Consider the following 25,852-nt stretch of genomic DNA (forward strand, 5'->3'; position numbering starts at 1 on the left):
GACAGTCGACCTCCGATCACCCGGGCCCGGCCCCTCGCCAGGACCTCCAGATCAGATGATCCGCGTTATGCGCAGCGTTCGACCCCGAAATCCACTGTCACCAGCCCACATCCAGCCACACTGCGCATAACCCAGCGCTGCTCATAAGGATCGTTATGCGCAGCTGCGCATAACGACCCTTGGGGCGTGCCCTCGTCAGTCGGAGCAAATCCCTTGCCCGCCTCGATGATTCCCACTTTCAGCCAATCCCGGATCATGTCCCTGGCGGGGAAGGACCCGATGGCTTCGAGCAACCGGGAATGATCGATTCTGTCGAACGCCGCCGCCAGGTCCGCGTCCAGCGCCCACACCCGCTTGGCCCGAGGGCCGCGACAAACGGTGTAGATCGCCTGGATCGCATCGTGGCAGCTGCGGCCCGGCCGGAACCCATAGGACTTGGGCTCGAACCGGGCCTCCCACTCGGGCTCCAGCGCGTTGCGGACCCTGCCCTGATGACAACGATCCGCGATCACCGGAATCCCGAGTGGCCGCAACTTCGCACGGTTACCCGCCTTCGGGATATACACCCGCTTGACCGGCCGAGGCCGCCAGGACGCCGCGTCGCGGTGCACCTGCACCGCCAGCTGCATCCGGGCCTGCGAGGTCAGCGCGACCTCACCGTCGACCCCGGCGGTCTTACGTCCCGCATTGCGCTGCGTCGCCTGCCTCACACTGACCAGCGTGTTGCTCCAGCTAAGCAGCATCATTTTCTGCAGGTTCCTGACCGTGGCCAGGTTCCCGCTCCGAGTCGCCGTGAAGATCCGCTGCCGCAAACGCCGTACATTGTCCTCGTGCTGCCGCCAATCGACGGCATCCCACGAAAGGGCAACGCCCTCAGGTCCGTTCACCATTCGGTGTCCAACTTGCCCTTCGGTTCCGGCGGTTCGTGACCGCTTCGTTTCACCAGCTCACCTGTCCACGTCAGCGCCTCTTTCGAGGCCCGGACACTCGGTCCGGTATCCGGCCAGTTATCCAGCGACGACGGCCGGGGGTGCCGCCATGACGCGCTGGTTTCCTGCTGGCTTTCGCCCGCCGGCCTTCGCTTCTTGGACATCCTGTTCCCGCCAGAGGATTCCGCTCTCCTCACAGTCGGCCTACCGGTACATCACATCGATGTTCCGGACTCTGTCGGGGTTTCCGTGTTCCGCACGCATGAGATACGGCCGGGTTGGGTGCCTTCTTTACCCCGGGGCGGCGGTGTCTTCCCGACCAGCACAGCCTCTCTGGTCGGCGCCTGCCGCTTCTCAACGGCCAGCCCTATACCCCGCTGGAACGACCCACCTGCGGAGCTGCTGATAACGGGGCATACAAAGATTCACTTCCGTTCACCCGTCCGGCCTTCCCCTCGCCCGTCATCCCTGGGTGGAACAGGGACGCTTCGGCTTTCACCCCAGGCTTCGCACCCCGCGGTCACCCACGACGCACGCCAGGGCGGGGACGGTCCCATAGACACTGGACCGGATCACGTCCTCGTCGAACGACCTCCTATCAAACGCGATCACTCACAACGTGCGACCTCACGTCGCACGACTGCCCCCAGCTTCACCCAGCCGCTGCGACGGCCAGGCGGTGCAGGTCTTTCACCTCCACTCGGTAGAACAGCGCCTCACGGCGCTCCGCCTCCTTCACCCACAGAACCACCGATCGCTTTAAAACATCGCGCTCCATGGCCAGCTCGGCATTCTCACGGCGCAGCCGCAGCAACTCCTGACGTTCGGACTCGCTCAACCGGTCACCAGCGCCCTCGTCGCGGGCTTGCCGATCACGGGCCATCCAGGTCGTCAGCGTGCCCTCGTTGATCCCGAACTCGCGGGCGACCTGCGCGACCGGACGCCCGGTCTCCCGCACGATCCGCACAGCCCCCTCACGGAACTCCGCATCGAACTTACGTCTCTTCTCCGCCATCAGGCCTTTCCTCTATGGTCCGGCCTCCACGATAAGAGGGGAATCGCACAGAAGCCTTCCCCCCTGGCAACCGACTGTCTTACTTTTTTCGGACTTCTTTTATGGCGAGTGTGTTCAGTGCTCGCGCGATGTCCAACGGGTACCGGTTGATGCGGTCGCTGCGCGCGAGAGTGCGCAGGCGTTCGAGGTATATCGATTTGGTGATGCCGAATGTGGTCATGATGTGTTCTTCGGGGCCGCCGCCGTAGCGGTTCCAGCGGATGAAGAACTCCACCATGAGGTCGTCGTCGATTTCGGCGGCTGTCTTCTTCGCCGAGTCGGTGGTCTGCAGGAACAGATCGAATATGCGGGGTAGCGTCGGCGTGGGACCGGCGGCGGCTGCGGATGAGCTGTGTGGCGCAGGCATGGGCTTCGCGTTCTGTCTGTGTTCGTTTCGTTGATGTGGGTGCCGATGCTGCGAGACAGCGTCATTGGTGTCCACTCGCACGTCTTTGTGTCGAGCATCGGCTCTGGATGCCATCCGTTTTCGCTTGTGGCGGTTCGATGGCTCTGGACTCGATTGTTCGACTGCGCCGGGGGCGATGCCATGCGTGCGGGGATAACGACCTGGGGATGTTTTATCTCCCGTGGATGATGGCCGAGTCACTGTGCTGGCCGTAGACAAGTAGCCGTAGATATCGCCGGGCTGATTCCGGGTCGTCCGTCGGGACGTAGGACTGCGCCGAGCGGTATGCGGATCCAATTCTTCAGGAGGAACGACGTATGGGTACGCAGGTGGGCGCGGAGGATCTGCTCCTTCGCGAGTTCGCGATGACGATCGACGGTCGCACGGTGACGACGGAATCGACTGCGCCGGTGTATAATCCGGCAACCGGTGGGGTGATCGCCCGCGTTCCGGTCGCTGCCCGCGAGGACCTGGATGCTGCGGTCGGGGCGGCGCACCGGGCGTTCGGAGTGTGGTCACGGCTGGCGGTGGAGGAGCGCCAGGCGGTGGTATCGGCGATGGGGGATCGTCTCGAGGAGCACGCGGAGTCGTTCATCGCGCTGCTGACCGCGGAACAGGGTAAGCCGCGGGCGATGGCCGAATGGGAGATCTACGGTTCGGTGGCCTGGCTGCGGGAGATCGCCAAGCAGGCTCTTCCCGAGGAGGTGCTCGAGGACGGCCCGGATCGCCGGGTGATCAGCCGACACACTCCGCTGGGGGTGGTGGGTGCGATCGTGCCGTGGAATTTCCCGTTGTTGCTGGCAGTGTGGAAGATCGCGCCCGGTCTGGTCGCCGGTGATACGGTGATCGTCAAGCCCTCGCCGTTCACTCCGCTGTGTGATCTGGCGTTTGTCGAGCTGGTGCAGGATCTGGTGCCGGCGGGGGTGCTGAGTGCGGTCAGTGGCGATGACGATCTGGGCAAGTGGATGACCGCGCATCCTGGTATCGCCAAGATCGCGTTCACCGGCAGCACCGATACCGGCAAGCATGTGATGGCTTCGGCGGCGGGCACGTTGAAGCGGATCACCCTTGAGTTGGGTGGGAACGATCCGGCGATCGTGTTGTCCGATGTCGATCCGGGAAAGGTTGCACCGCAGATCTTCTGGGCCGCTTTCCAGAACAATGCCCAGTTCTGCAACGCGGCCAAGCGGGTGTACATCCACGACGAGGTGTACGACGCGGTCCGCGACGCGCTGGTCGCGTATGCGCGCACGGTCGTGGTCGGCAACGGCGCGCACGCGGACACGCAGCTGGGCCCGATTCAGAATGCCCCGCAGTTCGCCAAGGTCCAGGAGTACTTCGACGACTGTGCCGCCAACGACTACACCTTCGCACTGGGCGGCGCCATCGATACCGATGCGCCGGGGTGGTTCGTGCCGGTGACGATCGTGGACAACCCGCCGGAGGATTCCCGGCTGGTCGTCGAGGAGCCGTTCGGTCCGATCCTGCCGCTGCTGCGGTGGACCGACGAGGACGATGTCGTCCGGCGCGCCAACGACACTCAGTGGGGGTTGGGAGCCACGGTGTGGGGTGCGGATCTGGCCGCGGTCGAACGGATCGGTCGCCAGTTGGAGGCGGGCACGGTGTGGCTGAACGAGGTACACGAGTATTCCCCGCACCAGGTGTTCGGTGGCCACAAGCAGTCCGGAATCGGTGCGGAGAACTCACTGCACGGGCTGGCCGAATACACCAACCATCAGACGATCACGCTCAACAAGGCCCCCGACGCGGTGGCTTGATCGCCGTACGAACGAAAGGACCCCTCATGCTGACCGAGGCGGTGGTCGTCCGTGGTGCGACCGAACCCATCCGCGTGGAAACAGTCGAGATCGGCGACCTGCGAGCGGGGGAGGTACTGGTCCGCATCGTCGGGACCGGGATCTGCCACACCGACCTGGGTGTCATCGCGACCGCTACGAACGGCGCACCCCCGATCGTGCTGGGCCACGAAGGCTCGGGCGTCATCGAAGCGGTGGGCGTCGACGCCGGCGGATTGGCTGTGGGTGACCGAGTGGTGTTGTCCTACAACCACTGTCGTCACTGTGACAACTGCGTTGGTGGGCTGCCGATGCACTGCCGCGATTTCGTCGGGTTGAACCTGGCCGGACATCGCCTGGACGGGTCGAGCCCGCTGGCCGGTCCGGGCGGTGAAGCGATCCTGGGCCATTTCTTCGGCCAATCCTCATGGTCGCGGCTGGCGGTCACCACCGCTGCGAACTGTGTGCGGGTCGAAGACGATGTTCCGCTCGAGCTGCTGGGCCCGCTGGGCTGCGGAATCCAGACCGGTGCGGGTGCGGTATTGAACACCCTGGCGCCGCCGCGGGGGTCGAGCATCGCGGTCTTCGGCTGCGGGTCGGTCGGTATGGCCGCGATCCTCGCCGCGGTGGTCGCGGACTGTGGCGCGATCATCGCGGTCGATATCAACGGTGATCGGCTGATCAAGGCAGCCGAGCTCGGTGCCACCCACATCGTCAATCCCGCCGAAACCGATGCCGCGGACACGATCCGGGCGATCACCGGCGGGGCGGGGGCGCAGTACTCGGTCGACTGCATCGGGCACGGGTCGGTGGTGCGCAGCGCCCTGGAATGCCTGCAGTCCCCTGGGGTGTGTGCCTCGGTCGGATTCCAGGGCGCCAGCAATGAGATCACCATCGATCAGGGGCATCTGTTGTTCGGGCGCAGCCTGGTCGGGGTGATCGAAGGCGATGCGATCCCGGCGCAGTTCATTCCGCGGATGATCGAGCTGTACCAGGCCGGGCGATTCCCGTTCGACCGGATCATCGACACCTTCGACTTCGCCGACATCAACGCAGCGATCGAGGCCGTGCACGCGGGGTCGGTCATCAAGGCGGTCCTGACCTGCGCAGACCCGAGCGGAGCAGACAGATGAGTGCCGCACCCGAGCGGCCCTGGGGTGGACCGGGGCAGATCCTGCCCTTTGCGGCGGCCCGCTATCCGGACAAGACCGCCCTGATCACCAGCACGTCGTGGATGTCCTACCGCGAGCTGGACCGGCTCTCCGACGCCGTGGCGGCCTCCCTGGCCGCCCGCGGCGTCGTGCCGGGGGATGTGTGCTCGGTCTATGGGCAGAACTGCTGGGAATGGATCGTGGCCTACCACGGCATCCTCAAAGCCGGGGCGGTGGTGAATCCGGTCAACGTGATGCTCACCGGACCGGAACTGACCTTCGTGCTCACCGACTGCCGGGCGAAGGTGCTGTTCGTCGGCCCTGGGCAGTTGCCCACCGCCCTCGCTGCCGCTGCCGATGCGCCCGCGCTGGATCTGGTGTGTGTCTTGGGGGAGGGCGACCCGGGTGCCGAGGCGGTGCCTCTCACCCACCTGCTGGCCGCCGGTGAGGGGCAGCAGGTTCCGCTGTCACCGCTGGTCCCGCAGGCGTTGTGCAGCATCGGGTATACCTCGGGCACCACCGGCCATCCCAAAGGTGCGATGCAATCGCATCGGTCGATCCTGCTCAACTGCGCACTGACCGCGACCATGCACGGTCGCACGGCCGAGGACGTCGTGGTCACCGCACTGCCTGCCGCGCACGTGTACGGCAATGTCGCGATCAACAGCACTTTTCTGGTCGGCGGGACCGTGGTGCTGATGGATCGCTTCGATCCCGCACGAACGCTGGAGCTGATCGCCAGTGAGCACGCCACGATGTTCGAAGGTGTGCCCGCGATGTATTCGATGATGACCGCGCACGCCGACTTCGCGCATGCGGACCTGTCGTCGTTGCGTATGTCGAGCATCGGCGGGCAGACCTTCGCACCGGAATTGATCGATCGGTGGAACACCCGCGCACCCGGGCCGGTTCTCGAGCTGTGGGGGATGACCGAGCTGTCGGGGCTCGGCACCACCCACGCCGTGCACGCCCCGCCGGTCCCGGGCTCGATCGGTGTCTGCCTGCCCGGACTCGATCTGCGGATCGCCGCTCTGGACGACACAGGCGCCGAGGCTGTGCCGGGGGAGCACGGTGAGTTACTGGTCCGGGGCCCACTGGTCATGCTCGGATACCTCGGCCGCCCCGAGGCGACCGCGGAGGCGCTTTCCCCGGACGGGTGGCTGCGCACCGGCGATATCGCCTACCGTGACGACACCGGGCACGTGTTCATCGTGGACCGCCTCAAGGACATGATCCTGACCGGTGGCTACAACGTGTATCCCGCCGAGATCGAACGCGTGGTGGCCACCCACCCCGCCGTCGCGATGGTGGCCGTGGGAGCTGTCGCGGATCCGGTCAAGGGGGAGATCGCCGTCGCCTACGTGGTGCCGGTCGACGGTGCTCGACCCACTGCGAGTGAAGTGATCGAGTACTGCCGCGACCAGCTCGCCGCGTACAAGCGGCCGCGGGAGGTGGTGTTCGTCGACTCCCTGCCGACGACCTCGTCGGGCAAGCTCATGCGTCGGCTGCTCGCCGAGACGTATCCGCTGCCCGAGCGGACTGTACGCGGGGGATAACGCGAGCGCGGAAGACTATCTGCCGACCGGCAGCGTACGCCACACACCGTCCGGCAATGTGACGGTGGCAACATCAACAGCCAGTTATGTCGAAGAGGACATGACTGTGGAGCAGGACAGGAGCAACGATGCAGGTTCTCGCTGAGGGCTACAACGCATTCGAAACCACCAAATCCCCCACGGGCGAGGTCAAGTACCTGCGGTCCCCCCAGGACGTCATCGAGGTGGTGCAGTCGGGCAAGCTGCAGGACTACATCCTGCTGGTCCGCGGCGGCACCACCACCTTCCTGACCCCAGCGCTGAGCATGGGCGCGGTCGGAGTGATCACCATGTCCGGTGCTCCCGAATCTCACCTGGGCATCCTCTCGCGCGAATTCCAGATTCCGTGCGTGATGACCGCCTACCTCACCGCGAGTGACTCGCGCTACGAGGTCGGCAACACCGACGACTCGCACTTCGACGCGATCGCCGAGGCCCTGGTCGGCAAGACGGTGCAGCTGCACTGCGACGACCCCGAAGTCGGCCGCATCAGCATCGCGAACTGACCCCGACCACGCAGCATCGAGAGGCACAACGACCATGAGCGACGCCACCAAATCCGCCCGCGCGACCTACAAGCAGCGTTACGAGGCCGACGACGACGGCCTGCGCTTCCAGGAACTCACCTTCACCGGCAACTTCGTCGATCTCGAGCCGATGCGCGACGGCATCCTCGGCGACAAAGTGCAGAAGCAGCGCGCCAAGAGCAAGGTCCTCGAGAAAGTCGGCAAGGACGACGTCCTGGCGGACGAGTTCACCATCGACGAGCTCAACGACCTGAACAACTATCTGGCCTGGAATATCTGGGATGTGCTGGTCATGCGCGCGACCGAAGGCGTGTCCGGCATGATCCCGCGCCAGGAGTACGAGATCCTCGCGTTCATGCACGAGTTCTACCGGTGGCCCGAGATCCTGCGGATGACCACCGACGAGGTCGGCGCCCAGGGCATCCTGGACATCGGCGCGACCGCGCGCCGGGAGATCGGCACCAAGATCAACGCCGTGCACGACTGGTCGATCGGCGCCGTCGGGTTCGGTATGGGCCGCTGCGGGCTGCTGGCCCTGGAAGCGATCGGCCCGGACGACTATGTTGCCGAGAGCAACACCCTGCTCAAGTTCATGCAGCGCATCGAATGGGGCAAGCGCCAGGACGGCTACATCCTCAACTCCCAGGATCGCTACCGCTGCCAGATCCACGAACCGGACTTCCTGCAGACCATCATCGACCAGGTCGAGGAGCTCGAGCCCGGCTCGCCCAAGCAGCAGTCCTTCACCCGGTTCAACGCCGCCGCCGAGCTGCTGTCGTTCCTGGACCACATGGACTGTCGCCTCGGCCTGGGGGACACTGGCCCGTACGAGCTGCCCAACGGCAACCTGCTGATCCTGCGGGATCTGTTCGTCAACGAGCCGGTCTTCCACTGGAGCGATGTTTGCGACGACGCCGGCCTGCCCCACGCCTACACCATGGCGATCGTGCTCGATCCCGAACTGCTCGGGCTGCAGGAGATCCGCGTCAACGACATCTCCACCACCTTCACCCGCCCGAAGAACTACATCCAGGCCATCGTCGGCGGCGCGGTGTTCGCCCGCGAGAAGTTCGACACCCCGATGTCGGACATCCGCACGATCGCGATCGACCAGCTCGACACCGAGCTGCCCAAGGTCCAGCAGGCGACCCTGCGCATGTACAGCAAGGTCTCGCGTATGTGCCGGCGCGACCTGATCTGGGCCGGGCAGTACGTGTACTACGTCGACATGATCCTGCCCTACCTGCGCAAGGCCGGCACCTACGAGCGGGCCTGCGACGAGTTCAAGTTGTGGGAGGTCGATCAGCGGGTGTCGAACTACTACTACGACATCGGCAAGCGCGGATTCGCCCAGGAAGTGGTGCCGCAGAAGATCTTCTCCGGCGAGGGGTACCTGCCGTTCGGCGCGGGCGCGGACCTGCGTAACTCGAAGGGGCGCTGGCTCTAAGACCACGCTCACCCCTACCTGGTGCCCGGGCGGCGGTTGTTCCTACTCCTGAACCGGGCATCGGATCGGGCGGGGGGTCGCTTGCAGCCATTGTCGATCCCCCGCCCATCGTTTCTCTCGACGATCGAAAGACTGACCAGTGACCACATTGCTGCTGACCAAAGATCTCTACGATGTTCTCAACGCCATCGCCCTGAAGAAATTCGCCACCATCGCGGCGGTATCGGAGCTCATCGGTGAGGACACCGAGACCACCAAGAATTCCGTCGAAGCGCTCGCCGAGCGAGGTCTGGTGGCGATGGTGGGCGAGACCGCCATGCCGACCGATGACGCCGCCCCCGCCCTGGTCGACTCCGCCGCCCAGATCTACCGCACCCTGCGCGAGGACGCGACGATGCTGGCGGTCGCCGACAAGTTCGAGGACGTCAATTCCCGGTTCCTGCAGACGATGTCGGCCTGGCAGCAGATCGAGATCGCCGGCAAGAAGGTCGTCAACGACCACACCGACGAGAGCTACGACGCCAAGATCATCTCCACGATCGAGCGGCTCGTGCAGCGCTTGTCCGGACTGCTGCAGGCGCTGGCCGAGAAGGACCCCCACTTCGCGACCTACATCGCACGATTCGAACGCGCGCTGAACCGGGTCGACGACGGCGAGATCGCGTTCGTCTCCGACCCGACCAAGGACTCGGTCCACAACGTGTGGTTCGAGTTCCACGAAGACCTGCTGCGCACCCTCGGCCGCGCACGCAAGGAGTGAGGAAAGTGAGCTTGTCGACCATGACCTCCGGCCTGACCCGTTCTTTCGACGAACCCGGACCCATCGACCGAGATATCGTCGGCGGCAAAGGCTTCGGCCTGATCGAGATGACCCACAGCGGCCTGAACGTCCCGCCCGGCTACGTCATCGCTACCCCCGCCTGCCACGACTACCTGCGCAACGGCCGCCTCACCGAGGAACTGACCCAGGAGATCCACGCTAGGCTCGCGGACCTGGAACAGGCCTCGGGCAAGACCTTCGGCGGCGGTGATCACCCGTTGCTGCTGTCGGTGCGCTCGGGCGCACCTATCTCCATGCCCGGCATGATGGACACCATCTTGAACCTCGGCCTGAACCGGGATGCGGCCATCGCCCTGGCCGAGGCCACCGGCGACGTCCGGTTCATGGCCGATGTGCTGTTCCGCTTCCACGGGATGTACGCCGAAACCGTGCTGGGCGCCCTGGAAACCCCCGACCGGTCCCAGCTGCCGCTGATCCTGGACGCGGTCCCCGTGCCAGGCGACCCCGGCGCGGTCTACGACGAGGTGTGGGAATACTGCCAGGCCCGGATCCGCGACGAACTCGACGACGAGGTTCCCGCGGACCCCCGCGCGCAACTGCTGGGTGCGGTCGAGGCGGTGTTCCGATCCTGGAACACCCGCCGTGCAGTGAAATACCGTGAACTGCACAAGATTTCCGATGATCTGGGCACCGCGGTCGTGGTGCAGTCGATGGTGTTCGGCAATCTCGACGAACGATCCGGCTCCGGCGTGGTCTTCACCCGCAACCCTGTGACCGGCGAACCCGGACTGTTCGGCGAGTTCCTCACCGCCGCCCAGGGCGAAGACGTGGTCGCCGGCATCCGCACCCCCGACCCGGTCGCAGGACTGGCCGATCACCTCCCCGAGGTCTACTCCGAACTCGAACGCACCTGCGGCGAGCTCGAACGCGTCCGCGGCGACGTCCTGGACATCGAATTCACCATCGAACGCGGCATCCTGTACATGCTGCAGGTCCGCAGCGCCAAACGCACCGCCCAGGCCGCGATCCGCATCGCCGCGGACCTGCTCGCCGAAGGCGTCCTGTCCACCGAGGACGCCCTGGACGCGATATCGCTGGACCAGGTCCGACAGCTCCAACGCCCCGGATTCGACCCCGCCGACTACGAACTCGCTCGTACTCAGGGCCGCGTGCTGGCCACCGGCGTCGGGGCAGCCCCGGGGCACGTCGTCGGCGAACTGTACTTCACCTCCGATGCTGCCCAACAGGCCGCCAAGGCCGGGAAGACGGTCATCCTCGCCCGGCCCGTCACCAGCCCCACCGACCTGCACGGCATGATCGCTGCGGCTGGAATCCTCACCGCCACAGGCGGTTCCACCAGCCATGCGGCAGTCGTGGCCCGCGCGCTGGGAACCACCTGCGTGGTCGGATGCGGTGCACTGGACATCGACCCTGGCCCCGGCACTCTGTCGATCGATGGCACCACCCTGCACACGGGTGATCTGGTCTCGCTCGACGGCACCACCGGCGAAGTGCTGTGTGGCGCAGTCCAACTCAGCCAGCCCGCCGCCGAGGACGAACACCTCGCGGGTCTGCTGGCATTGGCTCGCCAACGCACCTCCGCGCAGGTGTTCGCCCGCATCACCACGCCCGCACAGGTCACCTCGGCACTCGGCGCGGGGGCCGACGGGCTCGTCGCTGGTGTCGACTCGGTGCTCGCGGCCAGCGGCCGCCTGCAGGAGGTGATCGATACCATCGCCGAGAACGACCTCACCGTCGCAGCACCTGCCCTCGAACGCGCCGTCGCCGAGGAGTTCGAGAAGATCTTCGCGGTCGCCGGCGACATCGAATTCGGTGTCCGGGCAATCGATTTCGATGCCGACGAATCCCGTGAGCTGCTCGGGTCGACCGAACTGTTCATCACCCATCCGGAACTGGCGCTTCCGATGGGCTCCACCGACATCCTCGCGGCTCAGATCCGTGGCATCACCGCCGCGGTCACCGCCAGCGGACAGCTTCCGCGCATCCACTTCACCGTGCGCAAGATCAACGATCCCGCCGAAACCGCGTTGCTGCGCAAGCTCATCGGCGAAGTGCCACTGGGGGTCGGGGCCTACATCGCCACTCCGCGTGGCGCGAACGCCGTGCTGGACATCGCCGAACACGCAGACACCATCTGGCTCGAGGTCCGCGAACTTCAAGCCGCCATGATCGGTGTGCCTGCCCGGCATCTGCTCACCGCCGAACCGCTCGACGCGTACCTTCGGCGCGGACTGATCGGTGTCGATCCGCGCGTGCAGATCGACACCCAAGCCGGACAGCTCATCGACATGGTGGCAGCAGCCGCCGAGCGTCGCCCGCGGTGCCGAATCGGCGCCCGGCTCACCGGGCCGGTGCCCGCACCACTGGCGGAAGCGTTGGCGCGCAGGGGATTCAACGTTGTCGCGGTGAACGCCGACGAAGTCCGCACCACCATCCTCGCTCTCGGGCGAGCCGCTCCGGCATAGGATTCGCCGCGCACAGGCGTCCGGCCCGAGTAACGGTTGCCAGGAGCGGGCCCACGCGGGCCTGTCGCTGGCATTCCGTTCAGCGATAAGCGGTTCGGCACGGCGGACTGATGACACGGTGCTGGTGCGTCGCCGCAGGATTACGGATCCGACCGGAGCGGTGATCGGGTGGCGCGCGCCGCATCGCGGCCGTCGGGTGGGTTGACGATCGCTCGGCACACCGCAGACTTGCCTGGTGTGGGGTGTCGGCGGCGGACCGTCAGAATTCGCGTGTTGCTGTCGTGGTGCGCGCAAGATCGTGCAGGCGGTGCGCACGTGCGATCTCGGCCGGTGTGAACGGCTCGTCAGGACGATGGAACCGTAACGTCCGGCCGGTCGGCGAGGCCAGCTCGAGCACGGTGCCGTCGCCGGGGTCGGTGGCTGCGGTGTGGTTCACGTAGTGGGCGCCGAGTAGTTCGGCGACGGCGAGTGGAAGCTCGTCGGGGTCGGCGGCCACGCGGGCGGCCATGGTGAGGGCTTTGGTCTGGCCATCCACGAGTGTCAACGCGGTGGCCTGCCAGACCCGGATGCCGTAGCCACCCGCGTCGGCTGCCGCGGTGGTCAGTTCGTCGATGGTGCGGGCCGCAGGAGCCGAGACGACGAGTTCGTCGAGAACGTCGGCGTCGAGCCGGTGTACGTGCACGGCGAGGATGTTCACCTGGCGCCGCGCCAGATGCTTCGTCAGCTCCTGCAGCTGGCCCGGGGTGTCGCTGATCCGGACCCGGATCCGCCACAGCAACCCGGCATCATCCACAGCGGCCCGCCGCCGTAGGTCCGGGCCGTGCATCCAGGACCCGAACAGTCGCATCGCCGATGGCTCCACGATCCAGATCACCAGCACTGTCGTGGTCACAGTCAAGACCGATAACGCCACTGGATACGGCAGGTCGGTATGCATCACCCCGGCGTGCAGCATCAACTCGACCGGGAATACGGCAGCGAGTTTCGCCAATGCGAGCCGAGTACGGCGCGGATGCGGGAGGCGTCCGCACACGTCGCAGGCCAGTACTTCGACCGGTGCGGTCTTCTGTCGGATTCTTCCCATGTATTCCAGCGTCGGCGGTCTTTGTTTCGGGGTTGGTCCGCACCTGTGAATCCGCGATGAAGCGATGCGCTGAAACCTTGGGCCACAACACATTACGGCGTGACGTAGGTCATCACGACGAGCGTAATGTGACTCGGCGCACGATCGCCCGCCGTGGCGTCTGCTTCACGGACCGGGGCGCGGCGGCTGGCTGATGGTTTCGGAGACTTCGAGCAGGCGCAGGGCCAGGTCTGCGCGCATGCGGTCGGCGTGCTGGCTCAGGTCGAGGCCGGTGAGTTTACGGATGAGGTCCAGGCGGTAGGCGAGGGTTTTGGGGTGGACGTACAGGCGGTGTGCGGCGTCTTTTTGTGAGCAGTTCGCGTCGAAGAATGCGCGCAGGGTTTGCAGGAGGGCACCATCGTGCGTGGCGTCGTAATCGCTGAGGGGACGGGTGATTTCGTTGATGAACGCTTGGAAGTCGGGGCTGTTGCCACTGCCGAGCAGGAGCCGCACGATGCCGAGTTCGTCGTAGAGGGAGACGGTTCCCAGGCGGCGTGCGGCGGCGTTGGCGGTTTTGGCTTCGGTGAATGCGGTGGTGTACGTAGCGGGGTCGGTGCACGGCGTGCTGATTCCCCAGGAGGCGGACAGGTCGGGGTGGGCCTTGTGGACGATGTCGCCGAAGGTGTCCAGCAGGGTGCGGGCGCGGTCCCGGTCGCTGATGGGGGCCAGGGCCACGATCCAGTTGCCGCGCAGCCCCGACAGTGTGGGGGTGGCGGGGGAGATGCAGTTGCGGATGCCGTCGAGTACCTGTCGGCGTAGGGCGTCGATGGAGGAGGTGTTCCAGCCTTCGCGGGCGGCCAGGGCGTCGAGGTTGTCCAGGACGCCGTAGACGACACGGTGGGCGCCGCGCAGGCGCACACCCATTTGGTGGCAGCGGGTGCGGGCGGCGGCGCGTTGTTCGTTGGTGCCGTCGAGCAGGTCCCACAGGAGTTGGTCGAGGGCCTCGGCGCGGGCGGCGCTGGCGGCCCGTTGCTGCATGTGGCCCAGGGAGCAGACCATCGCGGCTTGGCCGCAGGCGATGCTCATGAGTTCGGCGGAGCTGTCGTCTCCGCGCAGGAATACCGCGCCATATTGGTTGTCCGCGGCGATGACGGGGTGCGCCCAGATCGAGCGGTCGGTGTCGAGGCGGATGCGGGTGGCGCGCTGGGGGAGGTTTCCGGCTTCGCCGAGTGCGCGGTCGATGAGGGAGGTCGCGTCGAGGGTGCGGGGGTAGGCGGCCTCGATGTCGCCGTCGGCGGCGGCGATGGCGACCTCGCATCCCAGCTCGGTGCCCAGGATCCGGGCGACGGCGCCGGCGACCGCGGAGTTGGCCAGCACGATGTCCAGGAGTTGCTGCTGTAGTTGGGCGGAGCGGTTGAGCAGGCCGAGTTGCCATTCCAGGGAGACGCGGGTGGCGTCGAGTTCCTCGACGGTGGTGCGTTGGGAGTCGTAGAGGCGGCCGTTCTCGATGGCGATGGACGCGAGGTCGGCCAGGGCGACCAGTCGGCTGACGTCTCGGTCGCTGAACAGGGAGTACCGCCGTCGCCAGACCTCGAGTACGCCGATGATCGTGCCGTGCCCGAACAGCGGGACGGCCAGTGCCGAGCGGGTGGATTCCTGTTTGGCCAGTGACATGAAGTCGCTGCTGATGGTCGAATCATGCAGGTAGCTGTCAACTTTGGCGACCTCGCCGGTTTCCAGGACCAGACCGGCGACGCCTTGGCCTCGGCGCATCCGTAGCCGGGAGGTGGTCACCACGCGATGGCCGGTGCAACTGCGCATGCGCAACTCGTCACCTTCGAGCAGGAACACTCCGCAGATGTCCGACTCGAGCATGCGCAGAGTTTGATTGCTGATCGAGAGCAGCACCTGGTCCAGGTGCTGGGCGGTGAGGATCTGTTTGGCGACCATCCGCAGCACGTCGGCCTCGTCGGACAGGGCATGGAGGTCGTCGCTGGTGGCGGAGGTGTGGGTGAGCAGTTCGAGCCATACCGCGGCTTGGCGGAGCACATCGAGCGGGGCTTCGGATGTGCTTGGGGCACAGACGATTGCGGTGTGACCGCAGGTGACGCCGTGATCGACGAGGGGGCCGGCGCCGCATTCCAGGGCCGCGAGGCGAGACTGGTCGGCTTGGGCGGGGTCGCCGGCAATCGCCGTCCATTCCAGATCCGCCAGCCGCAGCACGGTGAGCGCGTAGTCGCCGGCGGCGGCATCGACCAACGCGTGCGCGCCCTCGACCGGGTTGTCGGGGATACGCTGCAGTACCGCTTGGATGCGTGCTGCCGCGTTCGGCGTCGTTGCCATGGTTGTGTCGTGCCTTCCCGGGGGTGCTCACCGGCGAACTATTCGGTTATCGCATGCTCATGATCTGTCAACCGATGTCGAGTACGGCCTTCAGGCTACGTCGCTCCCGCATGTCGGCGTAGGCGGCGGGCGCATCCTCCAGGGGCGCACGGCGATCGATGATGACCGTCGGATCGATCGCACCGGAACGCACGAGGCCGGTGAGCCGGTCCCGGTCACGCATGGCGTCACCGACCGCGAACCGCACCGTGAGCTCGTTGGTGAACGCACGGGCGACCGGAAGCGGATAGCTGGGCTGGGCGTGGACTCCGACCGAGACGATCGTGCCGCCGGCCCGGACCAGACCGAACGCGGTGTCCAGACCGACAGGGCCACCGACGGCTTCCAGGACGGCGTCTGCGCCGTGGCCGTCGCTCAGCGCGTGCACGACCGACCGTGCGGTGTCCGGGGTGGCGGTGACCGCGCCGTGTGCTTCGGCGATGTCGCGTCGCTGCTGGACCGGTTCGACCAGCACCACCGGACCGGCACCGCACGCTTGAGCGCACAGGCTGGCCAGCTGGCCCACGGGGCCGCCGCCGATGACGACGACGGTGTCACCGGGACGTGTGGCGGCCCGTTGGAAGGCGGCGAAGCCGGTGGCGAGCACGTCTCCGAAGAACAGTGCTGCGTCGTAGGTGAGGTCGTCCGGGATCGGGGCGAGCACGGTGTCGGCGAACGGCACGCGGACCAGTTCGGCCTGTGCTCCTGCCAGTGCGGGACCGAATGTGGTTCCGGTGCCGAAGAATTTGCGGGCCGTGCACTGCCAGTGCTGGGCCGAGCGGCACCACCAGCAGGTGCCACACGCGGTGAAGTCTGCGCCGCTGACGCGCTCACCTACTGCGAAGCGCTGCACCGCGGAGCCGAGGGCCACGATGTCGCCGGTGTATTCGTGGCCCAGGACAGTGCCGGGTGGCAGGTGATCGGGGTGCGCGATGGTGTGCAGGTCGGTGCCGCAGATCGCGGCGCGCCGCACGCGCACCAGGGCGTCGGTCGGGTCGATCAGCCGCGGGTCGGGCACTTCGGTGACCTGCACGCTGTTGCGATCGGTGAACACGACGGCTCTCATGCGTTCACCGTCGCTGTGTCCAGCTCGGCGACGCGGGCACTGATCCGGGCCGCTGCTGTGCGTAGCGCGGCGAGTTCGGTGTCGGTGAGCGCGAGTTCGACGACCTCACGCACGCCGCCGCGGCCCAAGCGAACAGGCAATCCGACGTAGGTGCCGTCGATGCCGTACTGGCCCCAGGGCCGGACCGTCGCGGTGATCAGGTCGGGGGAATCGGTGGCCATCGCGAGCACCATGCGCGCGGCCGAGGCGCCCGGCGCGAAGAACGCGCTTCCGGACTTGAGCAGGCCCACGACCTCCGCGCCGGAGTTGCGGGCACGGTCCACCAACGCCGCCAGTGCGGCCGGTTCGACCTGCTCGGACATCGGCGTGGCACCGATCGTGGCTTGCGAGAGCGGGATCACCATTTCCTCGCCGTGGCTGCCCAGTGCCATCGCGGCCACCGTCGCCGGGGCGGTGCCCGCGGTCAATGCGGTCAGAGCCTGGAAGCGTGCGCTGTCCAGGACACCGGCCATGCCCAGGACGCGTTCGGGCGGTAGTCCGGAAGCCTGCCAGGCGTGGTGGGTCATCTCGTCGAGCGGGTTGGTCACGATCAGCAGGACCGTTTGCGGTGAGATCTGTGCGGCGCGGCGGGCCAGCGGGCCGACGATGCCGGCGTTGACCGTGACCAGGTCGGTGCGGCTCATTCCGGGCTGGCGGGCTCGCCCGGCGGTGATGACCACATAGTCGGCGACCCCGGCCTCGTCCAGCGAGGTGACGCCGCGGATGGTGGTGCTGAACCCGGCCAGCGCGGCCGAATGCGTCAGATCCAGCGCTATTCCCGCGGCCAGGCCGTCGGCGATGTCGACCAGCACGACCTCCTCGATGAGGTCGGCTTCGGCGAGTTTCATCGCGGTGATCATTCCGACGTGTCCGGCACCGACGACGACGACACGGTGCACGAGTTTGCCGGTGGGACCGGTAATCGAGGTCCCGGCGCCGGTGAGGCGTTCGGGCGCCACAGCCGGGTTCAGCGGTGCGCCGCGCCGATGTAGTGCGGGGGAGGGCGGGTCCAGATATCCCGGTGGTGCCTGCAGCGACCAGTCCGAACGCGCCACGGTCGGTGCCGCGGCGGCGTTCGCGCGGGCTGCGGCTCGTGTCCAGGGCGCGGGATGCCTGCTACCGGTCATGGGTGCCGGTGCGGTGCGGGTTGAGTCTGCGTGGGCTTGGGCGGACGCGGCGGGGGTGCGGGCGGCGACTTCGATGGTGACGTCGAGTTCGCGGGCGAGTTCGCGGGCCAGGGGGGTGAGGATGTCGCGCGGGCCCACGACGAGTGTGGCCGGGGTGGACGTGGCGGCTGCGTTGACGTCGTCGACTCCGAAGACCGTCATCGGCGTGCCTCCTGTGTCCCGTCGAGTGCTTCGAGCGCGGCGACCGCGGCATCGCGGGCGGTGGCGACTTCGCTTTCGCTGCCGGCCAGGAACAGTCGCCCGAAGCGGCCGACCGCGCGGATCTCGATCACGTCGATGTCGGCGGCCTTCTCGGCCTCGTTGGCGGCCAGCGACACATACGCCGCCGGTGCGACTTCCATGACGAACAGGCTCGCCCCGGGCATCAGCAGGCTGCCCTTGCGCCATTTGTTCAGCAGCTGTGCCTGGTAGCCGTGCACGTTGGTGATGAACTGGGTGGAGGCGATGACCGGTTTGATCCGGTCGGTTTCTTTCATGCCGAGTTCGGCCAGCAGTGCTTCCCCGGCGGCGAGGACCTCGGCCTGATGTTCGGAATGGATTTCCAGCAGCCCGAATTCGCGTTCGATGATCTGCAGCGCCGGGCGTACGCCGGCGGCTTTGAGCGCGATGTCCGCGGCGCGGAACACCTCGTTGCCCGGGGCCATCTCCACGAACAGCTCGGCCATGCCCGCCAGCGGCGGGTCACCCGGGCTCGTGGCTGCGATGTGCGCTGCGCACTGTGGCTGCATCCGGTCGATGAATGCGTATGTGCGGAGCGTTGCATTGCCTGTCATGACGCGTACCTCGCGATCCCCAATGGAGTGATGAGCAGGGCGTGGGGATAGCACCGCACCGCTCGATTCAGGTATTTACCGATGACCGCGTCCGCGCCGGGCACCATCAAGGCGCCACCGGCCAGATGCAGATCCAGATGTTCCGCGCCGCGAGTGAGCTGACCGATCGCCGCGGCGATCCGTTCGATACCGGGCCGCAGGATCGGCAGGTAATCCTCGTCGGCCGCGCGTTTGCGACGTTCGGCGTCGGCCAGGTCGACACCTAGGGCCCCGGCCAGGATCAGGTCCAGATGATGGCCGCCACCGGGGCGGTCGTCCAGGGCGACGAGGTTCCCGTGCTCGAACACTCCGACACCGGTGGAGCCGCCGCCGACATCGATGACCACGCCGTCGGTGACGGCCAGGGTGGCGTTGGCCGCGGAAACCTCGTCCACCAGTGTCACCTCGTCGAACCCGGCGCCTTCGACGACGAACCGGCACGCCCGGCTGTCGGCCTCACCGACGCATGGTGGAAAGGCGGTGGCCGCGGAATCCAGGGTGACGCCCAGTTCGTTTTCCGCGCGGGCTTTGAGTTCGCGCACCGCGGTGACCGCGGCCGCGAAATCGACCACGACACCGTCGCGCACGGCCGCTGTGCGGTGGAAATCGAGCCACACCGGGGTGCCCGCGTCGTCGACCACGGTGATGACGCAGGTGGCTGTGCCCAGGTCGACACCGGTGCGAAGTCGGCCGGTGCGCTCAGCGCGCACCGATCCGATCCGGTCGTGGGCCTCGTGCAGGACCTGCGCGACGGTGGACGTGGTCATCAGCCGAACACTCCCCGCCACGGCCGCGCCTGGTGCGCAACGCGTTTGATGTTCACCAGATGCAGCGGGGTCACGTTGTCCGAGCAGATCGACCCGCTCCAGGTGCCGGTCCCGATCTGGAACGAGGGGTCGACGTTGGTCGAGTACCCCATCCCACCGAACAGCGCCGGGGTGTTGACCACGATCCGGCCCGCGGGCAGCTGCCCGAACCGGGCGATCACCGCCGGGTCGCTCGCGTGCACAGCCACGGTGTGTCCTTCACCGCCCAGGGCCAGGACCTCGCGGCAGCGCCGCCACCCGGCCGCATGATCGGGCTCGCGGTAGATCGTCAGGACCGGCCCCAGGATCTCCCGCGACAGCAGCACATGATCACCGACCTCGGTGAGTTCGGCGGCCAGCACCTTGGTCCCGTCCGGGACCGCGAACCCGGCCAGCTGGGCTAGCCGCTGCGCGGACTGGCCGACCGCATTGGGCCGCAACCCGCCGCGCTCGTCGAACAGCACGGCAGTGAGCGCTGCCTGCTGCGACTCGTTCAGCCATGCCGCGCCGGCGGTGGTTAGTTCGCTGACGAACCGGTCGGCGATCGGTGCGTCGATGACGACCGACTGTTCGGCCACACAGGCGGTGCCGTTGTCGAACGCCTTGGACGTCACGATCATCACCGCGGTCTCGGCGAGGTCGGGCACACTGCGATCGACATAGGCTGGCACGTTGCCCGCGCCGACCGCGATCGTCGGCTTCCCGCTCGAGTAGGCCGCGGCCACCATGCCGGGACCACCGGTGGCCAGTACCAGGCGAACATCCTTGTGCCGCATCAGTTCCCGGGTGGCATCCAGGGTCGGGTACTGCAGGCACGACACCAGATGTTCGGGTGCCCCGGCCGCGAGGGCTGCCTCGGCCATGATCTCGGCGGCCTTGAGCGAGCACCGTGCGGCCCGCGGGTGCGGGGCGTGCACGATGGCATTGCCGGCCTTGACCGCGGCCAAGCTCTTGAACAGCACCGTCGCGGTTGGGTTGGTGACCGGGATGATCGCCGCGATCAGCCCCATCGGCGAGCCGATGGCGGTGACCTTGTTCTTCTCGTCCGCCCACAGCACCCCGACCGCGCGACGCTCGAGCATCCAGTCCGCGACGAACCCGGTGTTGAACCGATTCTTGATGATCTTGTTCTCGTAGACGCCGTAGCCTGTCTCGTCCACGGCCATCCGGGCGAGTTCTTCCGAGGCCGCGTACCCGGCCTTGGCCATCGCTCGCACGATCTCATCGAGCCACGCTTGGTCGGCGCCCTCGATGGCGTCGAAGGCGCGCTTGGTCGCGTCCACCTTCGCGCGCACGTCGACCAACGCCGCGATATCGGCATCCAAACTCGTGGTCACAGTCTGCTACCTCCCAACGATGCGTCGCTGTGGAACCGATTGCGCTGCATCAGCACTCAGGCGCCCTTGGGACGAGTCAGGGCGGACAGGATGGTCTCGGTCTCGTCGTGCGGGCGCGGGATCACGTGGACCGACACGACCTCACCGGCCTTGCCCGCAGCGACGGCACCGGCGTCGGTGGCGGCCTTGACCGCGCCGACATCGCCACGCACCATCACGGTCACCAGTCCTCCGCCGATCTCGCGGTGCCCCAGCAGCTGCACGTTGGCGGCCTTGACCATCGCGTCGGCCGCCTCGATGGCGCCGACCAGGCCCTTGGTCTCGATGAGTCCGAGAGCGCCGGCGCCGCGGGCGGGCAGCGTGCTTGCAGTGGTGGCCATGATTCCTCCGTTGTGTGTGTGGATGCGCCGTAGCGCCGCCGGTCCGGTGACCGGCAAAAAAGGGGGGGTTATTTCGAGTAGGTGACCGTGCCGTGTACGACCACCGTGTCGGCGATCGCGACGATGGCGGCGTCGATGGGAAACTCCGCGGCCTCGTCGCTGACACGAGCGGCGCTTCCGGTGGTCACCAGCACCACCTCGTCGATGCCTGCGCCGATGAGATCGACTGCGGCACAGATCGAATCGTCCGATCCGGTGTTCTCGAGGGGTTCCAGTAGCAGAATCGTGGTGCCTGCGAGTTCGGACACTTTGGCGGTGGAGACCACCTGACCTACGACTCGGGCGAGTCTCATGTCGCGTACCGTCTTTTCTGCGTCGAGTAACGGGTGTGGTGATCGACGGATGCGGTGTCCGATCCGTCGGAATGGACCGTACGGCTGTAGATCAGCTTCATGCTTTATCCATCTCGGATAATTCCGCCCCCTCTGGTTATCTGCGGAGGATGTGGCATGGGTCCCGTTCGGGCGGGCAATGTATGCCTCGACACCCGATACGGCCCTGCGCAGCACAACCCCGCGCGGCCCGCTCCCCGCGAGCACTGCACGTCAGGAGGATCGACGACCGATGATCGACGACATCGATGCGGATTTCCACACCCCGACCAGTAACGACCCGACCTGGACCGAAACCAACTTCTTCGGTTTCTACGTTCCCGAAGCGACATTGAACGTCGGCGTGTACGCCCTGTTCCGGCCCAATGTCGGTGTCGCGATCTCCACCATCGCGGCGAATTCGCGATTCGTGCAGGCGCCGTGGCAGGCCGACTACTGGGACGCCCAGCATCACCTGCCGATTCCCGACCCCCGTAATCTGCGCGACTATCAGCTCGCCAACGGCCTGCGGGTGTCTTCGCCCGAGCCGAACCGCATCTGGGACGTGGAATTCGATAACGGCGAGGATCTGTCGCTGGGATTCCGGTACACCGCGCTGTCGGTGCCGTTCGACATTCACGACCCCAAGCAGGACCCTGTCGTGGCCGCCCGCGCCGAGGACGGCGTGTTCGCCTGGGGCGAGGCCTATGCCGGGCACTTCGACCAGACAGGTCATTTCGAAGGTGAGATCACCCTGCGCGGCAAGACATATCCGATCGACTGCGTCTCCACCATGGACCACAGCTGGGGGCTGCGCTCGGAGCACCAGGGCCACACCATGAGCTGGCTGCACGCGCACTTCTCCAAGGACCTGGCCTTCCACGGCATCTTCGACTTCGACCCCACCGGCGGGCCCGACGCCCCGACCGAGCTGCGCCTCGAGCACGGCTACGTCCTGGACAAGGGCACCCTGCGCGGTCTGGCCAGTGGGCGCGGGCGCACGATCCGGAACGGATTCTTCGCCACCGCAGTCGAACTCGAACTAGTAGACGGTGACGGACGCGAATACGAACTCCAAGGCATCGGGCGCACCAGCTTCCCGTGGCAGGCCGGCCCCGGCACGGTCGGCTACAACGTGCTGGCCGAGTGGCGATACGGCGACCAGCGCGGCTGGGGCGAGATCCAGGACTTCATCGGCCCACGTCAGCTGACCCGGATCTACAGTGACCACGCCGCGGGTAAGGCCTGAGCCCATGTGCGCACCCACACCGCCGCAGGCGGTGCTGTTCGACCTCGACGGCACGCTGGTGCAGACCCGCGAGGCGTCGTGGCGGGTGTTCGAGAAGATCAGCGCCCGCCACGGCCTCGGAGTGACCGAACCCGCACAGTACTTCGACCTGCTCACCGACAATCTGTTCGTCGCGATCGGCAGGCTGTGCCGCGATGCCGAGCACGCCGCACAGGTCGAACGCGAATTCATGGACGGTCTGATCGCCGACTACGACCCGATGATGATCCCGGGTATGGCCGATGTGGTGAAGGCGCTGGTACCGCACGCGACCCTGGCGGTGCTCTCGTCCAACTCCACCACCGTGATCCGCCGGATCCTGCAGGCCAACAAGCTCGAATACTGCTTCGGGCACGTCTTCGGCGGCGATGTCGAACCCGACAAGGCCAAGGGCATCGAACGGTTCCTCGCCGACGCCGCGCAGGGCACCGGGCGCTTGTGTCTGGCCAACTTCGACGAATCGGGCAACCCCCGCGTCGTAGACCCTGCCTCCACCGTGATCGTCACCGACACGGTCGGTGACGTGGAAGCCGCGGTTCGCGCGGGCATCCGGGCGGTGGGTGTGGCCTGGGGTATGCACACCACCGAACAGCTCACCGCCGCCGGCGCCGAGTTCGTCGCCATCTGGCCCCAGGAGATCCTCGCGCACCTGTTCACCGGCGTGCCGCACGCACCCGCAGCGTGCGGCTGCACGGTCGCCGGGGCTGTGGCCGGGCCCGTGACAGAAACCGCACCGATCCCACGTGTGTTGCGTCGCATCAGCGGCGCGCACCAGCTCATGGCCGCCGGGTCCGGTGGCGAGATCAGCCCGGTGAGCGCGCCGCCGGCGGCCCCGTCGCGCGCGGGGGTCGCCCCTGTGCAGGCACCTGTCCCGTCGGCGACCACGCCCGGTACCGCGCCTGTGGCTGCCCGGCGATCCGGGACGGACCCCGAGCTGCTTGCCGCGATGCGGCTGGTCCTGTCGTGACCGCGCACGGGCCGCATCGGCGACCGCGCGGGCACCGCCCACCGGATCAGACCATAGGAGGTAGGAAATGAGTTCCGGCGCAATAGGATTGATCGAAACACGAGGACTGGTCGCGGCCATCGAAGCCGCCGACGCGATGGTCAAAGCCGCGAACGTGGAGCTGAGCGGGTACCGCACTCTGCGCAACGGTTATGTGACCGTCATGGTGCGCGGTGACGTCGGCGCAGTCCAGGCCGCGGTCCAGGCCGGCACCGCCGCGGCGGCGGGGACCGGAGACGTGCTCGCGGTGCACGTCATCCCGCGCCCGGACTCCGGCACCGAACAGATGCTCTCCCAAGCCATTCCCGATCCGGTCCAGGCGGACACCGCGCCGTCGCCACCGGCGACGACACAAGGAAAAACGCCGTGAGCGATCCCGCCGAGAACCGGGCCCGGCACGAGAAACTCGTCGAAGAGCTGCATGCCCGTCTCGACCAGGCCGCCCGCGGCGGCAGTGACACCGCTCGCCGCCGCCACCTCGAACGCGGCAAACTGCTGCCGCGAGACCGGGTCGAGCGCCTGCTCGACCCGGGCAGCGCCTTCCTCGAGATCGCGCCGCTGGCTGCTAGCGGCATGTACCAGGACCAATGCCCGGGAGCCGGAGTCATCGCCGGAATCGGCCGGGTCTCGGGCCGCGAATGCGTGATCGTCGCCAACGACGCCACCGTCAAAGGCGGCACCTACTATCCGACCACCGTCAAAAAACACCTGCGGGCCCAGGAAATCGCGCTGCAGAACCACCTGCCGTGTCTGTACCTGGTCGATTCGGGCGGCGCGTTCCTGCCTCGCCAGGACGAGGTGTTCCCCGACCGCGACCACTTCGGGCGTATCTTCTACAACCAGGCCACGATGAGCGCCCGCGGCATCCCGCAGATCGCCGCTGTGCTCGGATCGTGCACCGCGGGCGGCGCGTACGTGCCGGCGATGAGCGACGAGGCGATCATCGTCCGTAACCAGGGCACCATCTTCCTCGGTGGCCCCCCGCTGGTGAAGGCCGCCACCGGGGAAGTGGTCACCGCCGAGGAACTCGGCGGCGGCGACCTGCACTCCAAGACCTCCGGCGTCACCGACCATCTGGCCGCCGACGACCCCGACGCGCTGGACAAGGTGCGAGCGATCGTCGCCACCTTCGGGCCCCGCCCTACCGCGCAATGGGAACGGCACCCGAGCCGGGACCCGATCGCCGATCAGCGTGAGCTGTACGAGATCGTGCCGACCGACCCGCGCATCCCCTACGACGTACGCGAGGTCGTGCGCACCCTCGCCGACGCCGGTGAATTCACCGAATTCAAAGCCGAGTACGGCACCACACTGCTGACTGCGTTCGCCCACATCCATGGCCACCCAGTCGGGATCGTGGCCAACAACGGTGTCCTGTTCGGCGAATCCGCGCTCAAGGGAGCACATTTCATCGAACTGTGCGACAAACGCCGTATCCCGCTGCTGTTCCTGCAGAACATCACCGGATTCATGGTCGGGCGCGACTACGAGGCCGGTGGCATCGCCAAGCACGGCGCGAAGATGGTCACCGCCGTGGCGTGCGCGCGTGTGCCGAAGCTGACCGTGGTGATCGGCGGCGCGTACGGCGCGGGCAACTATTCGATGTGCGGACGCGCGTATTCACCGCGCTTTTTGTGGATGTGGCCCAATGCGCGGATCTCGGTGATGGGCGGTGAGCAAGCGGCCTCGGTGCTGGCGACGGTGCGCGGCGACCAACTCGACGCCACCGGCGAATCGTGGACAACCGAAGATCAGGAGGCGTTCAAGGCCCCGATCCGCGAGCAGTACGAACGGCAAGGCAACCCGTATTACTCGACCGCCCGGCTCTGGGACGACGGGGTGATCGACCCGGCCGACACCAGAACCGTTGTCGGACTGGCCCTGTCGGCCTGCATGCACGCACCTCTGGACGAGGTGTCCTACGGCGTTTTCCGGATGTGAAC

22 protein-coding genes and 1 pseudogene are annotated in these 25,852 nt (G+C 67.0%); 11 read left to right on the forward strand and 12 right to left on the reverse strand.

Features of this window, described 5'->3' with window-relative positions:
- Positions 1-65: 65 nt before the first annotated feature.
- From ON40_RS41720 to ON40_RS41730, 3 genes are all read right to left on the reverse strand, one after another.
- Entirely contained in the window at positions 66-887 is an 822-nt protein-coding gene (locus tag ON40_RS41720) for a reverse transcriptase N-terminal domain-containing protein (RefSeq protein WP_245568226.1), read from the reverse strand.
- A gap of 694 nt (positions 888-1,581) precedes the next feature.
- Entirely contained in the window at positions 1,582-1,944 is a 363-nt protein-coding gene (locus ON40_RS41725) for a transposase (RefSeq protein ID WP_218008963.1), read from the reverse strand.
- Between the two features lie 79 nt (positions 1,945-2,023).
- Entirely contained in the window at positions 2,024-2,431 is a 408-nt protein-coding gene (locus ON40_RS41730; protein ID WP_218008964.1) for a hypothetical protein, read from the reverse strand.
- Positions 2,432-2,706: 275 nt separating this feature from the next.
- On the opposite strand from ON40_RS41730, the gene ON40_RS41735 reads away from it, so the two are divergent.
- From ON40_RS41735 to ON40_RS41765, 7 genes are all read left to right on the forward strand, one after another.
- Complete coding sequence (locus tag ON40_RS41735) at positions 2,707-4,167, forward strand: aldehyde dehydrogenase family protein (RefSeq protein WP_051194429.1); 1,461 nt, start codon at positions 2,707-2,709, stop codon at positions 4,165-4,167.
- A 26-nt stretch (positions 4,168-4,193) separates the two neighbouring features.
- Positions 4,194-5,318 carry an NAD(P)-dependent alcohol dehydrogenase gene (locus ON40_RS41740; protein WP_040831206.1) on the forward strand — a complete coding sequence of 375 codons (1,125 nt, stop codon included), beginning with the start codon at positions 4,194-4,196 and terminating at the stop codon, positions 5,316-5,318.
- A complete protein-coding gene (locus ON40_RS41745; protein ID WP_051194430.1) occupies positions 5,315-6,892 on the forward strand; it encodes a class I adenylate-forming enzyme family protein in 1,578 nt (525 codons plus the stop codon). Before ON40_RS41740 ends, ON40_RS41745 begins: the two co-directional genes overlap by 4 nt.
- Before the next feature lie 128 nt (positions 6,893-7,020).
- Positions 7,021-7,437 (forward strand): PEP-utilizing enzyme, encoded by a 417-nt coding sequence (locus ON40_RS41750; RefSeq protein ID WP_040831208.1) that lies wholly within the window; start codon positions 7,021-7,023, stop codon positions 7,435-7,437.
- A gap of 34 nt (positions 7,438-7,471) precedes the next feature.
- Positions 7,472-8,905 carry a hypothetical protein gene (locus ON40_RS41755; RefSeq protein ID WP_040831209.1) on the forward strand — a complete coding sequence of 478 codons (1,434 nt, stop codon included), beginning with the start codon at positions 7,472-7,474 and terminating at the stop codon, positions 8,903-8,905.
- A gap of 139 nt (positions 8,906-9,044) precedes the next feature.
- On the forward strand, positions 9,045-9,665 hold the full coding sequence (locus ON40_RS41760) for a hypothetical protein (protein ID WP_040831211.1): 621 nt from the start codon (positions 9,045-9,047) through the stop codon (positions 9,663-9,665).
- Positions 9,666-9,670: 5 nt separating this feature from the next.
- Positions 9,671-12,172 (forward strand): pyruvate, phosphate dikinase, encoded by a 2,502-nt coding sequence (locus tag ON40_RS41765; protein ID WP_218008965.1) that lies wholly within the window; start codon positions 9,671-9,673, stop codon positions 12,170-12,172.
- Between the two features lie 259 nt (positions 12,173-12,431).
- Here the strand turns inward: ON40_RS41765 and ON40_RS41770 are convergent, their stop codons facing one another.
- The 9 genes from ON40_RS41770 to ON40_RS41810 form a co-directional block, all read right to left on the reverse strand.
- Positions 12,432-13,256 (reverse strand): ACT domain-containing protein, encoded by an 825-nt coding sequence (locus ON40_RS41770; protein WP_040831213.1) that lies wholly within the window; start codon positions 13,254-13,256, stop codon positions 12,432-12,434.
- Between the two features lie 165 nt (positions 13,257-13,421).
- Positions 13,422-15,578 carry a helix-turn-helix domain-containing protein gene (locus ON40_RS41775; protein ID WP_051194431.1) on the reverse strand — a complete coding sequence of 719 codons (2,157 nt, stop codon included), beginning with the start codon at positions 15,576-15,578 and terminating at the stop codon, positions 13,422-13,424.
- A gap of 67 nt (positions 15,579-15,645) precedes the next feature.
- The gene (locus tag ON40_RS41780; protein ID WP_040831214.1) at positions 15,646-16,683 is read right to left on the reverse strand and encodes an alcohol dehydrogenase catalytic domain-containing protein; all 1,038 of its coding nucleotides are present in this window, start codon (positions 16,681-16,683) and stop codon (positions 15,646-15,648) included.
- Positions 16,680-18,050, reverse strand: coding sequence for a malate dehydrogenase (locus tag ON40_RS41785; protein WP_051194432.1), 1,371 nt, complete (start codon positions 18,048-18,050; stop codon positions 16,680-16,682). The genes ON40_RS41780 and ON40_RS41785 overlap by 4 nt, the downstream gene beginning before the upstream one ends.
- Positions 18,047-18,682 carry a hypothetical protein gene (locus ON40_RS41790; RefSeq protein WP_040831216.1) on the reverse strand — a complete coding sequence of 212 codons (636 nt, stop codon included), beginning with the start codon at positions 18,680-18,682 and terminating at the stop codon, positions 18,047-18,049. Before ON40_RS41790 ends, ON40_RS41785 begins: the two co-directional genes overlap by 4 nt.
- Positions 18,679-19,488: an ethanolamine utilization protein EutJ gene (gene eutJ, locus ON40_RS41795; protein WP_051194433.1), complete on the reverse strand. Its 810-nt coding sequence runs from the start codon at positions 19,486-19,488 to the stop codon at positions 18,679-18,681. The genes ON40_RS41790 and eutJ overlap by 4 nt, the downstream gene beginning before the upstream one ends.
- Positions 19,488-20,864, reverse strand: a complete 1,377-nt coding sequence (locus ON40_RS41800; protein WP_040831217.1) for an aldehyde dehydrogenase family protein — start codon at positions 20,862-20,864, stop codon at positions 19,488-19,490. Before ON40_RS41800 ends, eutJ begins: the two co-directional genes overlap by 1 nt.
- A gap of 56 nt (positions 20,865-20,920) precedes the next feature.
- The gene (locus tag ON40_RS41805; RefSeq protein WP_051194451.1) at positions 20,921-21,244 is read right to left on the reverse strand and encodes a BMC domain-containing protein; all 324 of its coding nucleotides are present in this window, start codon (positions 21,242-21,244) and stop codon (positions 20,921-20,923) included.
- Between the two features lie 68 nt (positions 21,245-21,312).
- A complete protein-coding gene (locus ON40_RS41810; RefSeq protein WP_040831218.1) occupies positions 21,313-21,597 on the reverse strand; it encodes a EutN/CcmL family microcompartment protein in 285 nt (94 codons plus the stop codon).
- 271 nt (positions 21,598-21,868) lie between these two features.
- On the opposite strand from ON40_RS41810, the gene ON40_RS41815 reads away from it, so the two are divergent.
- The 4 genes and pseudogenes from ON40_RS41815 to ON40_RS41830 all read left to right on the forward strand — a co-directional run bounded on the left by ON40_RS41815 (position 21,869) and on the right by ON40_RS41830 (position 25,850).
- Positions 21,869-22,864 (forward strand): DUF7064 domain-containing protein, encoded by a 996-nt coding sequence (locus ON40_RS41815; RefSeq protein ID WP_040831220.1) that lies wholly within the window; start codon positions 21,869-21,871, stop codon positions 22,862-22,864.
- Between the two features lie 4 nt (positions 22,865-22,868).
- The gene (locus ON40_RS41820; RefSeq protein WP_051194434.1) at positions 22,869-23,870 is read left to right on the forward strand and encodes an HAD family hydrolase; all 1,002 of its coding nucleotides are present in this window, start codon (positions 22,869-22,871) and stop codon (positions 23,868-23,870) included.
- 67 nt (positions 23,871-23,937) lie between these two features.
- Positions 23,938-24,177 (forward strand): annotated as a pseudogene (locus ON40_RS41825) (BMC domain-containing protein); the annotation flags it as partial.
- A gap of 98 nt (positions 24,178-24,275) precedes the next feature.
- Positions 24,276-25,850, forward strand: a complete 1,575-nt coding sequence (locus tag ON40_RS41830) for a carboxyl transferase domain-containing protein (protein WP_040831221.1) — start codon at positions 24,276-24,278, stop codon at positions 25,848-25,850.
- Positions 25,851-25,852: the final 2 nt, after the last annotated feature.

The sequence above is a fragment of the Nocardia jiangxiensis NBRC 101359 genome (assembly GCF_000308615.1).
GTDB lineage: Bacteria > Actinomycetota > Actinomycetes > Mycobacteriales > Mycobacteriaceae > Nocardia > Nocardia jiangxiensis.

Coding starts and splice junctions, on each gene's coding strand:
- eutJ (WP_051194433.1), bottom strand. CDS start 19,488: ATGACCACGTCCACCGTCGCGCAGGTCCTGCACGAGGCCCACGACCGG.
- ON40_RS41735 (WP_051194429.1), top strand. CDS start 2,707: ATGGGTACGCAGGTGGGCGCGGAGGATCTGCTCCTTCGCGAGTTCGCG.
- ON40_RS41785 (WP_051194432.1), bottom strand. CDS start 18,050: ATGACGGTCTTCGGAGTCGACGACGTCAACGCAGCCGCCACGTCCACC.
- ON40_RS41740 (WP_040831206.1), top strand. CDS start 4,194: ATGCTGACCGAGGCGGTGGTCGTCCGTGGTGCGACCGAACCCATCCGC.
- ON40_RS41745 (WP_051194430.1), top strand. CDS start 5,315: ATGAGTGCCGCACCCGAGCGGCCCTGGGGTGGACCGGGGCAGATCCTG.
- ON40_RS41805 (WP_051194451.1), bottom strand. CDS start 21,244: ATGGCCACCACTGCAAGCACGCTGCCCGCCCGCGGCGCCGGCGCTCTC.
- ON40_RS41750 (WP_040831208.1), top strand. CDS start 7,021: ATGCAGGTTCTCGCTGAGGGCTACAACGCATTCGAAACCACCAAATCC.
- ON40_RS41755 (WP_040831209.1), top strand. CDS start 7,472: ATGAGCGACGCCACCAAATCCGCCCGCGCGACCTACAAGCAGCGTTAC.
- ON40_RS41790 (WP_040831216.1), bottom strand. CDS start 18,682: ATGACAGGCAATGCAACGCTCCGCACATACGCATTCATCGACCGGATG.
- ON40_RS41725 (WP_218008963.1), bottom strand. CDS start 1,944: ATGGCGGAGAAGAGACGTAAGTTCGATGCGGAGTTCCGTGAGGGGGCT.
- ON40_RS41770 (WP_040831213.1), bottom strand. CDS start 13,256: ATGGGAAGAATCCGACAGAAGACCGCACCGGTCGAAGTACTGGCCTGC.
- ON40_RS41820 (WP_051194434.1), top strand. CDS start 22,869: ATGTGCGCACCCACACCGCCGCAGGCGGTGCTGTTCGACCTCGACGGC.
- ON40_RS41815 (WP_040831220.1), top strand. CDS start 21,869: ATGATCGACGACATCGATGCGGATTTCCACACCCCGACCAGTAACGAC.
- ON40_RS41775 (WP_051194431.1), bottom strand. CDS start 15,578: ATGGCAACGACGCCGAACGCGGCAGCACGCATCCAAGCGGTACTGCAG.
- ON40_RS41810 (WP_040831218.1), bottom strand. CDS start 21,597: ATGAGACTCGCCCGAGTCGTAGGTCAGGTGGTCTCCACCGCCAAAGTG.
- ON40_RS41780 (WP_040831214.1), bottom strand. CDS start 16,683: ATGAGAGCCGTCGTGTTCACCGATCGCAACAGCGTGCAGGTCACCGAA.